15 protein-coding genes, 1 pseudogene and 1 riboswitch are annotated in these 20,813 nt (G+C 63.6%); of the genes and pseudogenes, 9 read left to right on the top strand and 7 right to left on the bottom strand.

Annotated features, from left to right (window positions below):
• Positions 1 to 8: 8 nt before the first annotated feature.
• The 4 genes from ARUE_RS05110 to speB all read right to left on the bottom strand — a co-directional run bounded on the left by ARUE_RS05110 (position 9) and on the right by speB (position 5,544).
• On the bottom strand, positions 9 to 2,057 hold the full coding sequence (locus ARUE_RS05110; protein ID WP_014920951.1) for an MDR family MFS transporter: 2,049 nt from the start codon (positions 2,055 to 2,057) through the stop codon (positions 9 to 11).
• 10 nt (positions 2,058 to 2,067) lie between these two features.
• Positions 2,068 to 2,550 (bottom strand): MarR family winged helix-turn-helix transcriptional regulator, encoded by a 483-nt coding sequence (locus tag ARUE_RS05105; RefSeq protein ID WP_014920950.1) that lies wholly within the window; start codon positions 2,548 to 2,550, stop codon positions 2,068 to 2,070.
• Between the two features lie 223 nt (positions 2,551 to 2,773).
• Positions 2,774 to 4,477 carry a thiamine pyrophosphate-binding protein gene (locus tag ARUE_RS05100; RefSeq protein WP_011773794.1) on the bottom strand — a complete coding sequence of 568 codons (1,704 nt, stop codon included), beginning with the start codon at positions 4,475 to 4,477 and terminating at the stop codon, positions 2,774 to 2,776.
• Entirely contained in the window at positions 4,474 to 5,544 is a 1,071-nt protein-coding gene (speB, locus tag ARUE_RS05095) for an agmatinase (RefSeq protein ID WP_011773793.1), read from the bottom strand. Before speB ends, ARUE_RS05100 begins: the two co-directional genes overlap by 4 nt.
• A gap of 221 nt (positions 5,545 to 5,765) precedes the next feature.
• Here speB and ARUE_RS05090 point away from each other — a divergent pair, with 221 nt between their 5' ends.
• On the top strand, positions 5,766 to 7,739 hold the full coding sequence (locus ARUE_RS05090) for an APC family permease (protein WP_011773792.1): 1,974 nt from the start codon (positions 5,766 to 5,768) through the stop codon (positions 7,737 to 7,739).
• Positions 7,740 to 7,990: 251 nt separating this feature from the next.
• Positions 7,991 to 8,896, top strand: coding sequence for a type IV toxin-antitoxin system AbiEi family antitoxin domain-containing protein (locus ARUE_RS05085; RefSeq protein WP_014920947.1), 906 nt, complete (start codon positions 7,991 to 7,993; stop codon positions 8,894 to 8,896).
• A gap of 28 nt (positions 8,897 to 8,924) precedes the next feature.
• Here the strand turns inward: ARUE_RS05085 and ARUE_RS05080 are convergent, their stop codons facing one another.
• Positions 8,925 to 9,500 carry a helix-turn-helix domain-containing protein gene (locus ARUE_RS05080; RefSeq protein WP_014920946.1) on the bottom strand — a complete coding sequence of 192 codons (576 nt, stop codon included), beginning with the start codon at positions 9,498 to 9,500 and terminating at the stop codon, positions 8,925 to 8,927.
• A 266-nt stretch (positions 9,501 to 9,766) separates the two neighbouring features.
• On the opposite strand from ARUE_RS05080, the gene ARUE_RS05075 reads away from it, so the two are divergent.
• Positions 9,767 to 11,284 carry a sodium:solute symporter family protein gene (locus tag ARUE_RS05075; protein WP_187329925.1) on the top strand — a complete coding sequence of 506 codons (1,518 nt, stop codon included), beginning with the start codon at positions 9,767 to 9,769 and terminating at the stop codon, positions 11,282 to 11,284.
• 354 nt (positions 11,285 to 11,638) lie between these two features.
• A riboswitch (SAM riboswitch) is annotated at positions 11,639 to 11,758 on the top strand.
• Positions 11,759 to 11,774: 16 nt separating this feature from the next.
• Positions 11,775 to 12,104 carry a hypothetical protein gene (locus tag ARUE_RS05070; protein ID WP_014920944.1) on the top strand — a complete coding sequence of 110 codons (330 nt, stop codon included), beginning with the start codon at positions 11,775 to 11,777 and terminating at the stop codon, positions 12,102 to 12,104.
• On the opposite strand, the gene ARUE_RS05065 is transcribed toward ARUE_RS05070, so the two are convergent.
• Positions 12,101 to 12,292 carry a hypothetical protein gene (locus ARUE_RS05065; RefSeq protein ID WP_014920943.1) on the bottom strand — a complete coding sequence of 64 codons (192 nt, stop codon included), beginning with the start codon at positions 12,290 to 12,292 and terminating at the stop codon, positions 12,101 to 12,103. The genes ARUE_RS05070 and ARUE_RS05065 overlap by 4 nt on opposite strands.
• A 241-nt stretch (positions 12,293 to 12,533) precedes the next feature.
• Here ARUE_RS05065 and ARUE_RS05060 point away from each other — a divergent pair.
• The 3 genes and pseudogenes from ARUE_RS05060 (at position 12,534) to ARUE_RS05050 (ending at position 15,724) form a co-directional block, all read left to right on the top strand.
• A pseudogene (locus ARUE_RS05060) lies at positions 12,534 to 13,690 on the top strand (VIT1/CCC1 transporter family protein).
• A gap of 142 nt (positions 13,691 to 13,832) precedes the next feature.
• Positions 13,833 to 14,669 carry a matrixin family metalloprotease gene (locus tag ARUE_RS05055; RefSeq protein WP_014920940.1) on the top strand — a complete coding sequence of 279 codons (837 nt, stop codon included), beginning with the start codon at positions 13,833 to 13,835 and terminating at the stop codon, positions 14,667 to 14,669.
• 53 nt (positions 14,670 to 14,722) lie between these two features.
• Entirely contained in the window at positions 14,723 to 15,724 is a 1,002-nt protein-coding gene (locus ARUE_RS05050; RefSeq protein ID WP_014920939.1) for a matrixin family metalloprotease, read from the top strand.
• Between the two features lie 19 nt (positions 15,725 to 15,743).
• On the opposite strand, the gene ARUE_RS05045 is transcribed toward ARUE_RS05050, so the two are convergent.
• On the bottom strand, positions 15,744 to 16,877 hold the full coding sequence (locus ARUE_RS05045) for an LOG family protein (RefSeq protein ID WP_043471046.1): 1,134 nt from the start codon (positions 16,875 to 16,877) through the stop codon (positions 15,744 to 15,746).
• 61 nt (positions 16,878 to 16,938) lie between these two features.
• Here ARUE_RS05045 and ARUE_RS05040 point away from each other — a divergent pair, with 61 nt between their 5' ends.
• Together ARUE_RS05040 and ARUE_RS05035 are read left to right on the top strand one after the other, a co-directional pair.
• Positions 16,939 to 17,730 (top strand): gamma-glutamyl-gamma-aminobutyrate hydrolase family protein, encoded by a 792-nt coding sequence (locus tag ARUE_RS05040; protein WP_011773782.1) that lies wholly within the window; start codon positions 16,939 to 16,941, stop codon positions 17,728 to 17,730.
• Between the two features lie 121 nt (positions 17,731 to 17,851).
• Positions 17,852 to 20,770 carry a chitobiase/beta-hexosaminidase C-terminal domain-containing protein gene (locus tag ARUE_RS05035; RefSeq protein ID WP_014920937.1) on the top strand — a complete coding sequence of 973 codons (2,919 nt, stop codon included), beginning with the start codon at positions 17,852 to 17,854 and terminating at the stop codon, positions 20,768 to 20,770.
• Positions 20,771 to 20,813: the final 43 nt, after the last annotated feature.

The raw sequence follows: 20,813 nt of genomic DNA, 5'->3' as shown, positions 1-20,813 counted from the left end.
TAGTGGAGTTAGCCCGCGTGCTTGCCGTGGTCCGAACGTGCTTCGACGCCTTGGAGGAGCAACAACGCCATGCGCTCCTGCTGCCGCCGTTCGCGCTTGAGTTCCTTGCGGATCGCGGCGAGCTCCTCCGCGGTGTGGGCCTGCTGCTCCGCAATGGTTTGCTGCTCCCGCAAACGGGCCTGCAGCTCCACGTTGGCTCGGCTGAGCTGTAGCTGCTGTTCGGCCAGGACGTACTGCGTTCGGGACAACTGCTCCTGAACTTCTTTCACGTCGGCTACACCTTGGGGTCGTTCCTGCGTGAGGATCCGAGCAAACTCGAGGTCAAGATCGGTTCCGGACTCCGCACTCGGAACCTGGCTGCCGCCCCCTGGAACGGCGGGGTGGGCACACATGCGGCGCGCGCCGTCGTCGGACGCTTTCACTGCGTCCATGGCCGCCGTGTCCAGCGACATTCCGGCGTCTCCCGACGCTGTGGCAATGAGTTCCTTTTCCGGAGCGGCATCAACCGTGCGGCGCAACGGGCGCTCCTTGATGAACAGCACAGCCAGCAGGGCCACGACGCTGATGATCGCGGAGATCAGGAAGATCTGCGCGGTCGCGTCACCGTAGGCTGCCCGCATGATCTCGGCGATGGGGGCGGGCATGTCCGCCAGGTCCATGCTGGCTCCAGCGCCACCGCCCTGGGCAGGAATACCTGCGGCAGCCATTCCCTCAACGGCAAGGTCCTTGACGTGGTTGGACATGATGGCACCGAGGACGGATACGCCAATCGCGCCACCTACCGAGCGGAAGAACGCCACCGAAGCGCTGGCGGTTCCGATGTCCTTCGCCTGGACGGTGTTCTGAACAGCGAGCACCAGGTTCTGCATCAGCATGCCGAGTCCAAGGCCAAACACGCCGGTGTAGATCGCCACAATCCACAGTTCAGTGGTGTGGTCCATGGTTCCGGCGAACGCGAGGCCACCAATGAGGAGGACGGAGCCTGCGATCAGGAACCTCTTCCACTTACCGAAACGGCTGATCAGGATGCCGGACGCCACAGAACCGATGAGGTTTCCGGCGATCATGGGCAGCGTCAGCAGGCCGGCCTCGGTGGGCGTGGCGCCGCGGGCAACCTGGAAGTACTGGCCCAGGAAGGTGGACGAACCGAACATGGCGATACCAACGGCAACGGAGGCAACAATGGCCAAGGCCGTGGTGCGCTCGGAGATGATCTTAAGCGGGATGATCGGCTGCGCAACCTTGGTTTCCACGTACACCAGGACCGACAGCAGGGCCACGCCGCCGCCCACCATGAGGGCGGACTGCCAGGAGAACCAGTCGTAGTAGTCCGGGTTGCCGGCGAAGGAAACCCAGATGAGGAGCAGGCTCACACCGGACGTCAGCAGGATGGAGCCGAGCCAGTCGATCTTGGCGGGCCGCTTGATGTGCTGGATCTTCAACGTCACCTGGAGCAGGATGAGCGCGACGACGGCGAGCGGCACGCAGACGAAGAACGTCCAGCGCCAGCCGAGCGGGCTGTCAACGATGAAGCCGCCCAACAGTGGGCCACCGGCCGTGCCGACGGCCATGACGGCACCCATGTAACCGGAGTACTTGCCGCGGTCACGCGGGGGAATCATGGAGCCGATGATCGCCTGCGCCAAGGCGGTGAGGCCACCCATCGCCACGCCTTGGATCACGCGGGCGGTCAGCAGCAGGGGAATGGTTTCGGACAGGCCGGCCATCACTGAGCCGGCCACAAAGATGATGATGCTCAGCTGGACCAGGAGCTTCTTGTCGAAGAGGTCCGCGAGCTTGCCCCAGATGGGCGTCGTGGCAGCGTTGGCCAACAACGCGGCCGTGATGACCCAGGCGAAGTCGGTTTGGGTGCCCTTGAGCTCGGACATGATGGTGGGCAGCGCATTAGCGACGATCGTGCTGCTGAGGATTGCTGTGAAGAAGGCTGCGAGGAGGCCAGTCAATGCCTCCATGATCTGCCGGTGGCTCATGGGCGCGGCGGCCTTGTTAACTGAGGCGTCCACCGCCTTCGGGTGTTGTACTGCTGGTGTAGCCATGCGTGGGCTCCTAAGCTGTCTGGTTTGTTGTGATGGAGCCGGCCGCCGTTGCCCGGATTGAGTCCTTGAGGGACACAGTGAGTTTGTTGATCACCTGGGAGGCCTCAAGGGCGTCAGCCTCGCTCCAATCCGCCAGGTAATCCCGCAGTCTCACGCTGCGTTGTTCTTCGAATTCGCGTAGTTGCGCCGCGCCTTCCTCCGTGAGGGCAAGAAGTTGGGCCCGTCCGTCCGCAGGGTCAGGACGCCTGACCACAAAACCAAGCTCCTCGAGTTCAGTGATGTGCCGGCTCAGGACCGGGGCGCTGACACCGAGTCGGGTGGCGAGCTGCGTAGCGCGGGTCTCCCCCTCGCCGACGAACCGCATCACTCCCTGCAACGCCATGCCGACGTCGGGAACGCGGGCCATGTGGGCGGTGACCACGCAGCGCAGCGTGCGCTGGAGGTCGAAGATTTGATGCACAAGATCGGTTGCTGTGGCAGAACCGACGGACATGCGAAACACCCCTCTTTTTGTTTGCCTAAAGCAACTATAACGCAGAATGATTGCTTTGGGAAACTAAAGATAAGATTCGGGCATCAGCCGCTGAGAACGCGGGAAGAGTGCCAACACGCCGCAAAGCTCCGGGCGAATTCAACGGCTTCCCGCGAACTCGGCCCCGCGGTTAAACGCGAACAGCCCCCGCACGGATCACCGTACGGGGGCTGGCTGCGTCTACTTAGTCGTCCAAGTGGGTGGGGCCGAACATCTTCAGGAGCGTTTCAACCACGACGACGTTGGGTCCGTCCGCTTCGAAGGACGCCTTGAGCGCGTCCCCCACTTCCTCCGGGGCAACCCGGCGTGCCGGGACACCGAAGGACTCTGCAAGCTTCACGAAGTCCGGGCGGGCGAGCTCGGTGGCAGTGGCTTGGCCGAAGGCGCCCACCATATATTCGCGAAGGATGCCGTAGCCGCCGTCGTCCACGATCAGCCAAGTGACCGGGACGTTGTGCTGCTTGGCGGTAGCGAGTTCGGAGATGGAGTACATGGAGGAGCCGTCACCGGACACAGCAAGCACACGACTTGGCTTACCTGTGGTCTCCAGCCCCACGGCACCACCAATTGCTGCCGGGAAACCATAGCCGAGGCCACCGGCGCCCTGGGCGGAGTGGAACTGGCCCTCGCGGGCGTCCCAGCAGCTCCAGCCCCAGTACGCGGAGATGGTCATGTCCCAGAACGTCTGCATGTCAGCAGGAACTGCCTCACGGATGTCGGCCATGAACTTCAGTTCCTTGGCCAGGTCCTGTGATTCCAGGCGTGCCTTGACCTTGGCCAGGGAGTCCTTGACCACGTCTTCCGGACTGGTTCCGTGCCAGGAGCGCGTGGCCGTGGCCGCGGCCCCTGCTGCTGCGAGGGCTTCGTCCAAGGCTGCGAGGGCTTGGCCGGCGTCGGCACGGATGCCCAATCCCGGCCGGTTGGATTCGAGGACGCGGGGTTCGGCGTCAATCTGGATGATCCGTCCGCGGGGTTCGAAGGTGAAGTAGTTCGAGGTCACCTCACCCAGGGACGAGCCAATGACGATCAGGACGTCGGCGTCTTCCAGGACATCGGTCATGTACCGGTCCTCGATCCACGACTGCAGGGAAAGCTCGTGGGTCCAGGGGAAGGCACCGTTGCCGCCGGGGGTGCAGATGACCGGAGCGCGCAGCTGCTCGGCGATCGAGAGCAGCGACTTCTCAGCCCGGCCACGACGGGTACCGCCGCCTGCGATGATCGCCGGGCGTTCCGCGGTCGAAAGCCATTTCACGGCCTCGCGAATCAGCTCGACGCGCGGCGGGTTGTCGAATGCCTCGGCGAGCGCGTCTTCAACCGGCGGGACCATGATGGGGTCCAGCAGGACGTTCTGCGGGATTTCGATCCACACCGGGCCCTGAGGCGAGGAAATCGCTTCGGTCCAGGCGTCCTGGATGGCCGACGGGATGCCCGAGGCGTGCTGGATCAGTCGCTGGCTCTTGGTGACGTTCGCGGCCGAGGCCTTCTGGTCATCGAGCTGGTGCAGCATGCCCTTACGGCGTGCGCCCAGACCGTCGAGCGGGATCTGACTGGCCACCACCACCATCGGAACCCCCGTGGCGTAAGCTTCCTGCAAGCCTGCCAGGGACGTCAGCGCGCCGGGTCCGGTGGACAGGAACAGCACACCAACTTCGCCGGTGGCACGGGAGTAGCCGTCCGCTGCGAACGCCGAGTTGTTCTCCACACGGGAGGAAACGAAGTGCAGGTTGCCGCGGCCCATGGCGTCAAAGAGACCCAACGCGTGCTGGCCCGGGATACCGAAGACAGTCTTCGCGCCAAGCGCTTCAAGGGTCTCGACGACGAGGTCCCCGCCGTTGCGCTGGTTGGTCCCCTTGGTGGGGGCTGCTGTGCCGGGATCGAAATCGATCATCGCTGGTCTCCGGCTGCTCCGGTTGCCTGAGCGAGCTCCGCGATGCGGGCACCGAGTGCCTGCTGCGCGTAACCGTTGGGGGCGCCGAGCCGGTCGCCTTCCACGGCGTTATCCGCCATGAGGGTCACGAGCTCGTAGGCCACGTGGCTGCCTGCAACACCGGTGATCTCTGCGTGGTCGTAGGCCGGGGCAACTTCCACGATGTCCGCGCCCACGAGGTTCATGCCGCGGAAGCCACGGATGATTTCGAGGAGTTCGCGACTGGTGATGCCGCCGGCTTCGGGGGTGCCGGTGCCGGGTGCGTGGGCCGGGTCCAGGACGTCGATGTCCACTGAGATATACAGCGGGCGGTTGCCGATGCGGTCCCGGATCTTCGCGACCGTTTCCAGGACGCCCTGGTAGTAGACGTCGGCGGAAGTGACGATTCCAAAGCCGAAGCGGTGGTCGTCATCGAGGTCCTTCTTGCCGTAGAGGGGTCCGCGGGTACCGACGTGGCTGATGGCCTCGGTGTCCAGGATGCCTTCTTCCACCGCACGGCGGAACGGGGTGCCGTGGGTGTACTCGGCGCCGAAGTACGTGTCCCAGGTGTCCAGGTGGGCGTCAAAGTGGAGCATGGCGATGGGCTCGCCGGCTCGTTCCGCTGCTGCCCTCAAGAGCGGGAGGGCGATGGTGTGGTCGCCACCAAGGGTGACCAGCTTGCTGCCGTTAGCTGTGAGGTCCAGCGCGTTCTGCTGGACGGTCTCAATAGCCTCGTTGATATTGAAGGGGTTCACGGCCATGTCGCCGGCGTCGGCAACCTGGATGTTTTCGAACGGGCTCACGTCCCACGCCGGGTTGTACGGACGCAGCAGGCGGCTGGCCTCACGTACGTGGTTGGCACCGAAACGTGCGCCGGGGCGGTAGGAAACGCCGGAGTCGAAGGGGACGCCAACAACGGTGACGTCGGCCTTCGAGACTTGGTCCAGGCGGGGCAGGCGGGCATAGGTGGCGGCACCGGCGTAGCGCGGGATGCGGGATGAATCGATGGGGCCGAGGTTCCCGTTGGCCTCAATACGGAGCTCTTCCAAAATATGCCACTCCTTGAGTAGATGGATCACTGGTTGTGACTCCCATCATACACTCAAAGTTGCCTAATAAGCATCACTTGTTTACAAGTCAGATTTGAGTGCGTGCGTCATGAGATGCCGGTCACAGCGGGCGTAAAGATTCCATAAAAACCGGGGTCCCGACGTCGAACGCGGCCATACGCTCCTAGCGGAAGCAGCATCCTGCTGCACGAAAGGACACCGTGACCACCCTGACGAGGCCTCCGGCCGACCCAGCCGATAAGCCCAAACATTCCTTCAAGCTCAAACCATGGCTGCTGGAAGGAATGCCGGACACATCAGGGAAGCGGCAGGGACCCCACGGCCGCCCATCGGACTCACATAAACCCCAATCCTGGTGGAAGGTCATGTGCCTCACCGGCCTGGACTACTTCTCCACCCTCGGCTACCAGCCGGCCATCGCCGCCCTCGCCGCTGGACTGCTGTCCCCGCTGGCCACCCTGCTCCTGGTGTTCGCAACCCTGGCCGGCGCCCTCCCCGTGTACCGTCGCGTAGCCAAGGAAAGCCCCCGCGGCGAAGGCTCCATCGCCATGCTTGAACGCCTGCTTCCCCGCTGGGGAGGCAAGCTCTTCGTCCTCGCTCTTCTTGGTTTCGCCGCCACGGACTTCATGATCACCATTACGCTCTCCGCCGCCGACGCTACGGCCCACCTCATCGAGAACCCCTTCGCCCCGCACTTCCTGGAAGGCCAGCAGGTGGTCATCACGATCGCGCTGATCGCAGGCCTCGGCATCGTCTTCCTGCGCGGGTTCAAGGAAGCCATCAACGTGGCTGTGGTGCTGGTGGGCGCATTCCTTGCCCTGAACCTCGTGGTGATCGCCGTGTCCATGACCCACCTCTTCACCGAATCCCGCGTCATTACCGACTGGTGGAGCGCGCTCACCACCTCCCACGGAGATCCGATCATGATGATCGCTTTGGCACTCCTGGTCTTCCCACGCCTGGCACTGGGACTCTCCGGATTCGAAACCGGCGTCGCCGTCATGCCCCAGATCAAGGGCCACGCCTCAGATACCGAAGCCAACCCTGCCGGCCGCATCAAAGGTGCCCATAAGCTCCTGACCACCGCAGCCATCATCATGAGCTCCTTCCTCATCACCTCCAGCTTCACCACCGTCATGCTGATCCCCGCCGCCGAATTCCAGGACGGCGGCAAGGCCGAAGGCCGCGCGCTCGCCTACCTTGCGCACAAGTTCCTCGGCGACGGCTTCGGAACTGTCTACGACATCAGCACCATCGCCATCCTCTGGTTCGCCGGAGCGTCAGCCATGGCCGGACTCTTGAACCTCGTCCCCCGCTACCTGCCCCGCTACGGCATGGCGCCGGCATGGGCCCGGGCTCTCCGCCCGCTTGTCCTGGTGTTCACAGCCATAGCTTTCATCGTCACCATCATTTTCCAGGCGGATGTCAACGCTCAGGGTGGCGCCTATGCCACCGGCGTGCTGGTCCTGATTACTTCAGCTTCCATAGCAGTAACCCTGTCCGCCCGGCGAAAGAAGCAGCGGGCTCAAGTCATAGGCTTCGGACTGATCTCCCTCGTGTTCATCTACACCACCGTGGTCAACTCGATCGAGCGCCCCGACGGCCTGAAGATTGCGGCCCTCTTCATCCTGGGCATCTTGGTTGTCAGTTTCACGTCCCGGATGCGCCGCGCCTTCGAACTCAGGGCTACCCATATCAAGATGGACGAGAAAGCCCTTGAATTCACGGCGAACGCCGGCGACGGCCCCGTGCGCATCATCGCCCACGAGCCCAAGCACCTCAGCGCCAGCCGATACAGGGAGAAGCTTCAGCACGCCCAGCAGGCCAGCCACCTGCCCGTTGACTGCGACGCCGTTTTCATCGAGGTCATTGTGGACGACAGCTCGGACTTCGAACAGGAGCTCCAGGTTGTGGGAAAGCTGAGGCACGGGTTCAAAATCCTGGAAGTGCACAGCAACAACGTGCCGAACACCGTGGCCGCAGTACTCCTCCACATCCGCGACGTCACAGGATTCATGCCGCACATCTACTTCCGCTGGACCGAGGGAAACCCGATCTCCAACCTGAGCAAGTTCCTCTTCTTCGGCGAGGGAGAGATCGCACCGGTGACCCGTGAAGTGCTCAGGGAGGCCGAGCCTGACATCACCCGACGGCCGTGGGTGCACGTGGGCTAGCCGCCCGATCCGCGCGCTCCTTCCCGGTTCGTCCCCTCGCAGGCTGCGCCCCTTCCCGGTTCGTCCCCTCGCAGGCTGCGCCCCTCCCCGGATTTCGCGCGTTCCGCTTGGCTTGTGGAACGAAGGGCTCCGGCAACCGGGGAGGAGCGCTGCCACCAGCGGCTCAAACCGGGATGGAGCGTCGGCAGGAGTTGCCCACATACGGCAAGTGCGTCATTTCGTGGGACCTTGGAAGCCTGTGGACTGGTCCGATGGACGCCCTCCAGTACCTCAAAAAAGTAGGCGGCGTGGCTCGGACCGGACAACTCCTGGCCGCAGGCTATTCCCGCAGGGACCTCGCCCGCCTTCCAAGCCAGGGGGCGAAACAACCACGGCGGGGAATCTTCATCCTTGCTGAGCACAGACCCGAGTTGGCAACTGCCCTCCGCTACAACTCCTATGTCTCCTGCGCCAGCGCTGCCCAACACTACGGATTGTGGATACGCAAAGCACCTGATCTCCACCATCTGGCATGCAATCACGGTCACGGCACCGGCTTCGTCAGGCACAGAACCATCAGATTCGATCCCCATCCCAGCCTCCCAATCGCCGCGGTGGAGGATGTGGTCCTTCACGCCATGGCTTGCCTGGAGCCGCCCGCTTCAACGGCAATGGCCGTCTCGGCGATTCGACTGCACGGAGTGCCGCTGGACCTGCTGAAGGAACAGCTGCGTGGAGACAGGTCGCGTCCCGTCCTCAACGCGCTCAAGGATCTCGACCTGCGTGCAGAGTCCATTGTGGAGGTCGATGCACAGCACCTGCTCCGCACACACGGAATTGCCTTCGACGCCCAAGTGGCAATACCTGGCATCGGGCGCGTCGACCTCCTGCTCGAAGAATTCCTCATCGTCGAAGTGGACGGCTTCGCGTTTCACTCCGACAGAAAGTCCCTCCGCAACGACTTGGCACGAAACAACGCCTCCACCATCAACGGGTATTTGGTCCTGAGGTACCCACCGGAAGTCATCTGGTTCGAACCGGAGCGCGTGATCGCGGAGATCCAGGCGGTTCTCAAGCTGCGTCGTGACGATCCTGCCCGGTTGGTGGGCAACCTAGCACCAGTGAGCCCCGGGTTTCCAGGGTTCAGCCCACTCCCCCGGCTCCAATACCGGAGCTAACCGGGAGGGAGCGCAGCGAAGGGTGGAACTAGCGGCTCGCCGCCGGCACCAAGACCCACAGCACCTCGACGGTCTCGTCCGTGGGGTTGACCCAGGTGTGGGGTTCACGGCCTGGGAAAGAGAGGGTGTCCCCTTCTTCGAGGTCGTACTCTTCATTGGTCAGGATGAGCTTGATCCGCCCCTTGACCACGTGCAGTACGTCTACGTCGCAGTCCACGGCGTAGAGCTCGTTTTCACCGCGACCACGCGGCTCAATGGTTGCCTGCAGGATCTGCAAGCGACGCTCGGAGCGGGCGGTCAACAAACGCTCCACGATGCCCTGGCCGCCCAAGGAAATGCGGGGACCGTCGTCGCGCTTGGTCAGGTGGGTCTCCGGAGCTGCGAACAAGTCGCCCACGGAGACGGAAAGCACTTGGCACAGAGTGACCAGCGAGGCAACCGACGGCGACGTCAGGTCCCGCTCCACACGGCTGAGGAAGCCCTTGGTCAATCCGGTAGCATCCGCCACTTGCTCGATGGTGAGGCGCTGCGCTTGCCGGGCTGCGCGGATTCTGGAACCGATGGCAACTGGGATATTGCTCGGTTCAACGGGTAGAGCCTTCATTCACGAACCTTTCAGGCCTGTCATGTGGCCCTGTCATTGGAGCAATAGTAGCCGGGAGACAGGCCAAGAACGCCAGAATACGCGGAAGCATGACCAAAGGATCTTGACTGTTACTCCCATCACAACATATCCTCATAGGCAACAAGTGTTGTCTGTGAGGCATACAACACATCCCCAATCTCCAATCGTCAGCACAGAGACTTCGACGCTTCGCAGGAGTATCGTCGAAAACCCCAACCTCCGTGCATCAGCTCCAAGGACCGTTCATGGAATCTTCGGCTATAAACATCGCAATCGTGGTGGTGTACCTGCTCGCCATGCTGGCATTCGGCTGGTGGGGCAAGTCCCGCACCAAGAACAACAGCGACTTCCTGGTGGCCGGCCGCCGCCTGGGACCCTTCCTTTACACCGGCACCATGGCCGCAGTGGTCCTCGGTGGCGCATCCACCGTGGGCGGCGTCGGCCTCGGTTACAAGTTCGGCATTTCCGGCATGTGGCTGGTGGTGGCCATCGGCTCAGGCGTGCTGTTGCTCAGCCTTCTGTTCGCCGGAACCATCCAGAAGCTCAAGATCTACACGGTCTCCCAGATGCTGACTCTCCGCTACGGCAGCACCGCAACCCAGACCTCGGGCATCGTCATGTTGGCCTACACACTGATGCTGTGTGCCACGTCCACCGGCGCCTACGCCACCATTTTCGTGGTCCTCTTCGGCTGGGAGCGTTGGCTCGCCATCGCCATCGGCGGCGCAATCGTCCTGGTCTACTCCACCATCGGCGGCATGTGGTCCATCACTTTGGCCGACCAGGTCCAGTTCGTCATCAAGACGGTGGGAATCTTCTTCCTCATGCTCCCCTTCGCACTGAACGCTGCTGGTGGCCTCGACGGCATCCGCGCCCGCGTCGATGAGAGCTTCTTCGACATCGGTGGCATCGGCCTTCAGACGATCATCACCTACTTCGTCGTTTACACACTCGGCCTCCTGATCGGCCAGGACATCTGGCAGCGCGTCTTCACCGCCAAGACCCCCACGGTTGCCCGTTGGGGCGGCGCTACCGCTGGCGTCTACTGCATCCTTTACGGCTTCGCCGGTGCCCTGATCGGCATGGCTGCCAGCGTGGCCCTCTCCGGTGTGGAGATCGCTGCCAAGGATGACGTCTATGCCGAAGTGGCTACCCGACTCCTGCCCATCGGCATCGGCGGCCTGGTACTCGCTGCAGCTGTCGCCGCCATGATGTCCACGGCTTCCGGCGCACTGATCGCTGCCGCCACCGTTGCCCGCGCCGACGTCATGCCCTTCGTTGCCAGCTGGTTCGGCAAGAAGGTGGACACGTCCGACTCCGACAACCCTGAGCACGACGTCAAGGCCAACCGCTACTGGGTCCTCGGACTGGGAATCGTGGCCATCATCATCGCCATCTCCACCAAGGACGTTGTGGCCGCTCTGACCATCGCCTACGACATCCTGGTGGGCGGCCTGCTGGTAGCCATCATCGGTGGCTTGGTGTGGAAGCGCGGAACGGGCATCGCGGCAGCATGGTCCATGGCGGCCGGTTCAGTGATAACCCTGGGCACCATGATCATCCTCGAGATCAACGCCGAAGTTCCTCTTGACGGCATCTACGCCAACGAGCCCATCTACTTCGGTTTGATCGCCTCGGCTGCGGTGTACGTAGTGGTCTCGCTGCTGAGCAAGCCCACCGATCCGGCCGTCATGAAGGCGTGGACGGACCGTGTGGCCGGCACCCGCGTGGCAGAGGAAGAGCTCACCACGCCGGCTTCCTAGGCAGGCACAAAGAAACAAACAAAGTTCGACGGCGGCGCCTCCCCTTTTCGGGGCGGCGCCGCCGTTGCGTTATGCCCCCACCCTTGGAAGGCCCGCTCTACACGCAAAGACCACCCCAAAGTGCGCAGAGTAGGCCCCACAACACACACCCACCCCTTGGAAGGCCCGCTCTACACGCAAAGACCACCCCAAAGCGCGCAAAGCAGGCCCCACAACAAACCAGGCCCCACAACGCACGCCCACCCCTTGGAAGGCCCGCTCTACACGCAAGACCACCCCAAAGCGCGCAAAGCAGGGCGCAGAACGGGCCTCGCAACGGGTCGTCCGGGCAGCCATGGGATAGGGTGGTCCCAGCTTCAAGAGATGTGGTGCCAAGCTCCGACTGGCCACACACCAACCCCATGTTCACGGGTGGTTCGGATGAGGAAGCGGCCCGTCCCGGACCAGAGACAACCGAGCGGGCAAGAGCACTCTCCCAAGGAGCAGTCCCTTGCCGTACCAAGGCGATACCACCCCGGCAGCAAGCACCCCAAAAACACCCAGCATCCTGGAAGCACCAGGAACCCCGGCGAAAACGCCCACGGTCCCGGTGATTCCCGCCGTCGACCTCTTCCTTGGCACGGTGACCATCACGACAAAGGCCCGGACAGGGAAGTTCGCATATCCCGAGCCGCAGCTGATCGCGCAAGCATTGGCCAAAGCCATACTGCCGACGCGCTGGTGTGAGGCGTCAAGGACGCTGACGGTGACTGTTGCGGCCGTCGGGAAGCGGGCGGGCCTCCAACGTCACTTCACACTGAGCCGCGACTATCCATCCTAGATTTCCTCATCCTCGTCGCGGAATTCTTCGGTTTCGTCGAGGGGGACCACACGTTCGTCGTCCTCGGGGGCGTCCACTTCCTCAACCCAGGGCTCATCCACTTCCTGGTCTTCGGCGTAGTCGTAGGCCGGGTCGGACTCAATGGTTGTCCGCTCCGGGTAGTTGGCGTGTGATTCGGTGGTGTTCATGGTGCAACCTCCGTCTCGTGGGCCGGTTCGGCCCGTTGACCCGAATGCAGAATCCAGTGGCGGGAAGGCCCCGTCCCTGTCCTTCCATCTGAGCACCGGCACGGGCAAGGGTCAAGGAAATTACGGTGCACCGAACATTCCAGGTGAGGAATACCAGCCAAAAATCGGCGCGGATAAGCGGTAGTGTGGGGCGTGCAATGGGGCCGCAACTACCCCACCCAGCACAGGAGACAAAGTGCAGATGCACCAGGAATCCCACAGTTCGTCGAGCCCAGCTCCGGACCCCACCCCCGGCTCAGCAGCCCCCGAATCAGCAGCCGTGCCTCCCTCGCACGCGGACATCCGCCGGTGGCGCCAGTACCTGGCCGATGAGCGTGCCGAGGCCGCCGTCTACCGGGAGCTTGCCAGCGGCGCGACGGCGAAGAACGCCAAATCCTGCTCGCTTTGGCCGAGGCCGAAGGCAGGCACGAGGCCCATTGGCTCAAGCTCCTTGGCGAGCACGCCGGAATGCCCAAGGCAGCGTCCAGCCGCAGCCGGTTCCTGGGCTTCCTGGCCCGTAACTTCGGCTCCGTGTTTGTGCTCGCCCTTGCGCAGCGCGCTGAAGGCCGCTCCCCGTACGGAACCGAACCTGCCGCGACGCCTGCCATGGTGGCAGATGAACAAATCCACGAAGAAGTAGTCCGGGGCCTTGCCACGCGTGGTCGCAACAGGCTCTCCGGAACGTTCCGCGCCGCCGTTTTTGGCGCCAACGACGGCCTGGTCAGCAACCTTTCCCTGGTCATGGGCATGGCCGCAACCGGAGTGCCCAGCCCCGTGGTGCTCATGAGTGGCGTGGCGGGTCTCCTGGCCGGTGCGCTGTCCATGGGTGCGGGCGAATACGTCTCAGTCCGCTCACAGCGGGAACTCCTTAATGCCACTTTGCCCACGCAGGCCACTCTGACCGCGGCGCCGTCGTTGGACATCGAGCACAACGAACTGGTCCTGGTGTACTTGGCCCGGGGCATGACGCGCGAAGCCGCGGAGCACCGCGCTGCCGAGCGCATGGGACTGTTCAGCTGCGACTGCGACCCAAGCCTCTCCTTGCAGCCGGAGAAGCCACCCATTGACGACCACGAGTCCGTGGGTTCAGCATGGGGCGCTGCGATGTCCAGCTTCTGCTTCTTCGCCTCGGGCGCCATCGTGCCCATCCTCCCGTTCATTTTCGGCATGACGGGCATCGCCGCCTTGCTGGTGGCCGGCGTTCTGGTGGGCATCGCGCTCCTGGCGACTGGCGCCGTCGTCGGGTTGTTGTCCGGAACCTCGCCGCTGAGCCGCGGGCTGCGGCAGCTTGCCATTGGCCTGGGAGCGGCGGCGGCCACGTACGGGCTGGGTCTGGCGTTCGGCGCGGCTATCGTCTAAGTTTGGACGGCTCGGTCCGGAGACCGTAATGTTGGTTCGTCCTCCGCGCTGCCCCGCGTGACCAGGGCATCAGGAATGGAGAACCGTGGACCCGGAGCGGGAAGCAACGCGTGCGCCCAGGCACCGACGCACTGGAACAGCCGTGCGTATTCTCCGCGGCGTCCTCATGGCCGTCATTGCCGCCGTCGTCGCCGTCCTGGTGAGTGGATTCCTTCAGGGCGACCCTCGCATCACCGCGCTGTTCCCGGGCGTCAGCGTTCCGGGTTCACCGCAGGACGGGCCGGGCGAAGCGGAACCGGCACGCGCCCCTGACGCACCGCCGCCCGGACGTGAGGAAGCGGACGCCCCGCTGGCCTCCCCTTCGGCGCCGGGAACCACCAACGATTCGTACAAGTTTTTGGCCACCAACGACGACGGCACTCCGGTGGGCTATTCGCCCTGCCGTCCGCTTCATTACGTCGTGAACAACGCGTCCGCACCTGCCGGCTCCGATGACCTGCTGGCCACCGCTTTGGCGAATATATCCGCTGCGTCCGGCATCCAGTTCGTCAACGATGGCACCACGGACGAGGTGCCGGTAGACCGGCGCGAACCCTACCAGCCGTCCAAATACGGTGACCGGTGGGCTCCCTTGCTGATTTCGTGGACCACACCCGTGGAGGCACCGGCCCTGGCCGACAACGTCATCGGGACCGGAGGCAGCACCATGTACTCCCTCAACAAGGGCCCCAAAAGCTACATCACCGGGAGCTTGGAGCTGGACACTCCGCAGGTAACGGAACTGCTGGCCAGTCCCGGCGGGGCCGACTACGTCCTGGCAGTCATGCAACACGAGTTGGGCCATGTGATGGGCTTGGACCACGTGGATGATCCGATCCAACTCATGTACCCGGAGATCGGCGCACCCGACGGACTCGCGGCGGGCGACCTGAACGGCCTGTACCTTCTTGCCTCGGCGCCCTGCCGCAAGGACATCTAAGCGCCTTCGCACGCCAAGCACTCGCGGCATGGACTCCCGGCGGAGTGGGACTTATGCTGGCGAATACGGCCGACGGCGGCGCCCCACCTTCCGTCGCGGCCTCCACGTCAGGGGGTTCCATGGAACCTTATGGGTCGCCCAAGTGGCCGGACCACGATCCCCCTCGTCCGAGTTACCTTCCGCATACCCCGCGCCCACCGGAGCCTCCCCCGGTCAGGCCACCGATCAAGCACAGCAGCATCGCGGCCATCCTGTTCCTTTTCGGCGTGCTCGGTCTGGTGTGCGCAGGAGCCTATTTCAGCGGCGAACTCCAGCACCTCCTCTACGGATCGTCCGCCACACAGAGCCAGGCACCCCGGCCCGGGCTCGTACCGTTCGGCCAACGCCAGGACCCGATCCCGGGACTCGAGGAAGCCGACGCGCCGCTCGGCACGCCGGGACCACTGGGCCGCACCAGTTCCTCGTACAAGTTCCTGGCCGTCAAGGAAGACGGAACCCCGCTGGCCTACTCTCCCTGCAGGCCCATCCACTACGTGGTCAACTCGGACCTGGCCCCGCCGTCCTGGCAGCCATTGGTGGAGGAAGCCGTGAGACAGGCCAGCGAAGCCACGGGATTGAAGTTCATCTATGACGGACCCAGTTCCGAAGTTCCCTCCCCCACCAGGCCCGGATACCAGCCCGAAAGGTACGGGGACCGCTGGGCGCCCGTGCTTATTGCCTGGAGCACACCGGAGCAGGTTCCGCGTCTGACCGGGCAGACCGTGGGCCTTGGTGGCAGCTCCTCCATTGGCCTCAGCAACGGTTACAAGGCCTATGTGACAGGCACCGTGTCCTTGGATGCGCCACAATTCGCGGAGATCGTGGACGCCCCCAGCGGAGAGGAGATCGGCGTGGCTGTGATCATGCATGAGCTGGGACATCTCCTGGGCCTGGACCACGTGGACGATCCCCGGCAACTCATGTTCGACCAAGCGTCCTGGGTCCGCGGATTCGCCGCAGGCGACCGGACAGGGCTCGCCCAGCTGGGCACGGGTCCTTGCAGCAAGGATTTCTAAGGGGCTAGCCGGCCACCACTTACCCGGCTACCACCGCGAGCGCATCCTCCACGGTGTCCACCAGGAAGATCTTGTCCGCCATGGGCTTCCCCGCGGCGAGGCTCTGCAACATGGGCCAGGCAGGGAAAGTCCGTTCCCAGTGTTCGCGCCCTACCAACACCATAGGTGTGATGGTCTCCGGGGCTCCGTAGTAGTTCTCGCACGCGTCCTGGAAAATTTCCTGCACCGTTCCGGCCGCGCCTGGAAGGAACACAATGCCGCCGTCGCAGAGCTCCAGCAGGATGGCCTCGCGGACAGCGTTGGCGAAGTACTTGGCGATGTGCGTGGCAAAGAGATTGGGCGGCTCATGACCATAGAACCATGTTGGAATGCCGAGCGTCGGGGTGCCGTCCGGATAACGTTCGACGACGGCGGCTGCTTGCCGCGCCCAAGCCGTCACGGAGGGCCTGAACCCGGGCACAGCGGCGAGATCCTCAAGCGCGACGATGGAGTCGGCGTCGGGCAGTCCGCTCAAGTAGGCGCCGAGATTGGCGGCTTCCATGGCGCCGGGACCCCCGCCCGTGGCCACCGTAAAGCCCGCCTGTGCCAGCAACCGTCCCAGCTTTGCGGCGTCGGCGAATTCTTTGGTGCCGCGCTGCGCGGCATGTCCTCCCATGACACCCACCAGCTTGGTCCCGGCGAGTGCCCCGTGGTCCAGCAGTTCGTCCAGGGCGTCGCCGATTGCGTGGTCGTGCAGGGCCGCTGCGAGGGTGGCGTCCAGGCTGCCCCGTTGCCCGGGGAGGATGCTCCACTGGTAGACGCGGGCATCCAGGGTGGATTCGTACTCTGTGACGGCGATGCCCTCATACAGTTCGCTGGCCGTGTAAACGCCGCCGCGGTAGGGATTGAACGGCACATTGTGAAGCTTGGGGAAGATGAGCGCTCCCCGCCGGCGGAGGCTCTCCTCCACCCCGTCGTCGAAAGTGCACCCCAGGAAAATCGCACCTTGGGGGTTCAAGGCTTTGAGGTCCCGCGAGTGGCCCCGAAGGTCCAGCGATTGCGCGTGCCAGCCGTTCATGGAGCCGGCCCCTGCACTCACCAGCTGGTGGAAGTGGACCACGCTTTCGACGTCGAGAGTTCGCGGACTCGGGTTCAAAGCTCCGGAGCGGTTCATGGTTTCAGCGTAGTGGTGCAGCCGTTTGTGTGCCGGGCCTTGATCCGGTGCATCATGAAGCATGAAGAGTTCAGAAGTTGTTCGGCCGCGTATCGGCGTCCCGGTCCGTCTCAGCAGTTCGGACGCCCCAGACGCCCGGGTGGGTGAAGCCAACGAGCTCTTTACGTTCATCGTGGACCTGTTGCGTGAGGCCGGCGCACAACCGGTGCTGTTGACCCCGGTGTTGGCTGACAGCGCCGGGCGCTTGGCCACCGAGATGCAAACGCTCGACGGCGTCCTGCTGCCGGGCGGCGGCGACATCAACCCGCGCCTCTATGGGCAGGACCCTGACGCGTCCCTTTACGATGTCAACCCCGAGCAGGACCATCTGGACATGGATGTTGCCCGGGCAACCATCGACGCCGGTCTGCCGCTGTTGGGCGTCTGCCGCGGCCACCAACTGCTGAACGTCCTCTACGGCGGAACGCTGATCCAGGACATGGCACCGTCGGCAGTGAACCACAACGGCCTGGATCCCCACGATCCCGAGGCCAGCGAATGGGCCTGGCATAACGTGCTCCTGACGGCCGGTTCCAAGACTGCGGGGCTGTATGGATCCCCTGAGGGGAGCACCATCAAGATCGCCTCCGGACATCATCAGGCCGTGTCCCGGGTGGGTGAAGGCCTCCTGGTCACTGCCGTGGCAGACGATGGAACCGTGGAAGCCTTGGAAGACCCTTCGCGGTGGGTGGTTTCGGTTCAATGGCATCCGGAGGCTTCCCAGTTGCCCGACGCCGAGCGGTTGCTGCCGTTCCAGAACTTTGTGGATGTTTGCCGGAACCCTACCCATGGCCCATCCACGGGAGTACAGTAACGCTCACTGCATCGATTTTCACCACCTCTGATCATCGCGGCAGCAATAACTCCATTCGAAATGACGTCCTGGGGGCGTCGTAAGTTTGCCGGCTGGGGGGCCCAACATCTGCTCAAGGAGCATGGTTGTGGACCGTCCGAAATACGCTCGTCGTCATACTCGCCCATCACTCATCAGCACTCGTTCATTGGCCCGGCGGATCCTGGGATTCCTGCTGGGCCTTTCTGTTGCCCTTTCCTCGTTTGTCTTCGGATTTGCCACGCCCGCCTCGGCAGCCGTACCCCCTTGTCCCGGGACCGGCGGTGCCCAGCAGATCGTCGCCCATACGGACGACGACCTGATCTTCATCAGCCCCGATTTCATGCGGGATGTCCAAGCAAAGCGTTGCGTCCAGACGATTTACCTCACAGCGGGCGACGCCGGAGAAGGCCAATCATATTGGGCCGGTCTTGAGGACGGGATCCGGTCAAGCTACGCCTTGATGGCGGGGGTCGCCAATGCATGGACGGCTTCGGACGCCGGTGTACCCGAGCGACCGGTGACTGTCCACACGCTCAACGCGGCGCCGAATATCTCGGTGGTTTTCCTGAGGCTTCCGGACGGCTTCCCCAACGGCAATGGCAGCAGCCGTTTCAATGGCCAGAGCATCCTGAAGTTGTGGGACGGACGCATTTCTTCAATTCGGCCTGTGGACGGATCGGCCACGTATTCAAAATCGCTGCTGCAGACTGTGTTGAACCGGCTGGTGGCCAACTACAAACCCACCACGTTCCGCACCCAGGACTGGACAGGCAATTTCACCACCCCCTATGACCACAGCGACCACTGGGCTGCGGCAAAATTCGGTCAGTTAGCCACTCGCGCCTACACCGGACCGCATACCTCGTCCGCCTACGATGCCTATGTCATCGACGAGTACGCGCAAAACGTCACTGGCGCCGAACTCACCAGTAAGGTCAACACCTTCAGGCACTTTGCCGAATTCGATGAGTTCCTGTGCGGGAACATCTGCCCGGACGTGCCGTACAGCGACTGGCTCAAACGGCAGTACATTACAGCCATCGAGTGGACCGGCAACGCGGCGAAATCGGCGGGAACAACCGTCTCAGCGTCCTCTCAGAGAGCCTCGGGACAAAGTCCAGAGAAAGCGCGGGACGGATATGCCTGGGGCACTCCCATGGACGCCAACCGGGAGTGGGTCACCAACGGGGGCAAGGCCGGCAGCTGGATCCAGTACAACTTCTCCCCCGCACGGACCATCAACGCCGTGACGCTTTTTGACCGGCCTCTGCCCAGTGACCACGTAACCGGCGGCAACCTTGTCTTCTCTGATGGCAGCACTGTTCCGGTTACCGCACTGCCTAACAACGGCTCAGGGCTGACAGTGAACTTTCCTGCCAGGACGGTCAGCTCCGTGCGCTTCAACATCAGCTCCGTCAGCGGCACCACCACCAATGTGGGCCTGTCTGAGTTCGAGGCACACATCACCGCGGACGTCGTTGCCCCCGTGGTGACAGCCACACCCGCGGGTGGCACCTACGACATCGGGCAAAAGGTCACACTGACCGTGAATGAGCCAGCTTCCATCTACTACACAGTGGACGGGTCTACTCCCACAGTGGCCAGCAGCACATACGCCACCCCCATCACTGTGAATGGCCCGTTGACCCTGAAGTACTTCGCGGTGGACTCTGCGAACAATCCCTCCGCCGTGGTTACCCAGACATACTCCACCGGCCCGGATGTGACTAAACCGGTGGTAACGGCGAACCCGGCGGGCGGCGCCTACGCTCCCGGCACCACCATCACCCTCACGGTCAATGAAGCGAACTCGGTGATCAAATACACCACCGATGGTACCGACCCGTTGACGGCCGGGCAGGTGTACTCAACACCGATAGCGTTCCCCGGCACGGCTCCCATGACGTTGAAATACTTCGCCACGGACCCTGCCGGAAACGTCTCCGACGTCGTCACCCAGACGTACACGGTTCCGCCGGACACCACGGCTCCCACGGTGACAGCCAACCCCACCGGCCGCGCATTGGCCAGCGGGGCCACCATCACCCTCTCGGCGAATGAACCCGGAGCTGCCATCTACTACACCACCGACGGCAGCACGCCCACGGCAACGGAATCAGCCACAAACATCAAGTACGCGGCTCCGATTGTCATGGGAAGTTCCAACCTCGTCCTTAAGTACATCGGGGTGGACACGTCCGGCAACACCTCGACCGTGGGCAGCCAGACGTACACCGTGCCCGCAGCCGGACCGCCGTCGGCCCATGATTTCAACGGCGACGGCAAAGCCGATGTCCTTGCCTCCGATACCGCCGGCAACCTGTACCTGTATCCAGGCGACGGCGCAGGCGGCGTTCTGACACGGCAGGTAGCCCTGGCGGCACCGGCGTGGTCAACGGTGAATGAGGCCATCACTCCCGGTGACTTCAACAGGGATGGCAAACCGGACCTGCTGGCCCGCGCAGGCGACGTCCTGTGGTTCTACCCGGGCGATGGCGTAGGCAGTTTCGGAGCGCGGGTTCAGGTCAGCACCGGGTGGAGCACCATGAGCCAGTTGTTCTCCCCCGGCGACTTCAGCGGCGACGGTATTCCGGACTTCATTGGCCGGCTGAGCTCCGGTGAGTTGCGGCTCTACGAAGGCAACGGAACCGGCGGTCAGAGGACACCCACAACCATTGGAACCGGCTGGAACGTGATGAATGCAATTCTGAGCACGGGGGACTTTAATGGAGATGGAAAGGGAGACGTGCTGGCGCGACGCTCGGACACGGGCGCCCTCTGGCTCTACCCCGGAAACGGAACCCGCGGATGGCTCCAGTGGAAGCAAATCTCCACGGGTTGGGACAACCGAACATCGATAGCCGGGCCCCGCGACCTCAACGGCGATGGCAGCAACGACGTCGTAGGCCGCATCGGAGACACCCTGTGGCTGTACCCGGGCACAGGCAGCGGAGCGTTCAGCACCGTACCTCCCATCAGCCTCGGCACCGGTTGGCAGGCATTGAAGATCATCGCCTAGCCAGCCCCATAGACCTGGCGCGGGTCGGAGTTTTCCCCCAGAC

It is taken from the genome of Arthrobacter sp. Rue61a, assembly GCF_000294695.2.
GTDB lineage: Bacteria > Actinomycetota > Actinomycetes > Actinomycetales > Micrococcaceae > Arthrobacter > Arthrobacter aurescens_A.
Note: the sequence above shows the minus strand (reverse complement) of the source record. Positions and strands in the feature narration are given on the sequence as shown.

Coding starts and splice junctions, on each gene's coding strand:
- ARUE_RS05075 (WP_187329925.1), top strand. CDS start 9,767: ATGGAATCTTCGGCTATAAACATCGCAATCGTGGTGGTGTACCTGCTC.
- ARUE_RS05085 (WP_014920947.1), top strand. CDS start 7,991: ATGGACGCCCTCCAGTACCTCAAAAAAGTAGGCGGCGTGGCTCGGACC.
- ARUE_RS05035 (WP_014920937.1), top strand. CDS start 17,852: ATGGTTGTGGACCGTCCGAAATACGCTCGTCGTCATACTCGCCCATCA.
- ARUE_RS05110 (WP_014920951.1), bottom strand. CDS start 2,057: ATGGCTACACCAGCAGTACAACACCCGAAGGCGGTGGACGCCTCAGTT.
- ARUE_RS05065 (WP_014920943.1), bottom strand. CDS start 12,292: ATGAACACCACCGAATCACACGCCAACTACCCGGAGCGGACAACCATT.
- ARUE_RS05040 (WP_011773782.1), top strand. CDS start 16,939: ATGAAGAGTTCAGAAGTTGTTCGGCCGCGTATCGGCGTCCCGGTCCGT.
- ARUE_RS05050 (WP_014920939.1), top strand. CDS start 14,723: ATGCTGGCGAATACGGCCGACGGCGGCGCCCCACCTTCCGTCGCGGCC.
- ARUE_RS05045 (WP_043471046.1), bottom strand. CDS start 16,877: ATGAACCGCTCCGGAGCTTTGAACCCGAGTCCGCGAACTCTCGACGTC.
- ARUE_RS05105 (WP_014920950.1), bottom strand. CDS start 2,550: ATGTCCGTCGGTTCTGCCACAGCAACCGATCTTGTGCATCAAATCTTC.
- ARUE_RS05080 (WP_014920946.1), bottom strand. CDS start 9,500: ATGAAGGCTCTACCCGTTGAACCGAGCAATATCCCAGTTGCCATCGGT.
- ARUE_RS05100 (WP_011773794.1), bottom strand. CDS start 4,477: ATGATCGATTTCGATCCCGGCACAGCAGCCCCCACCAAGGGGACCAAC.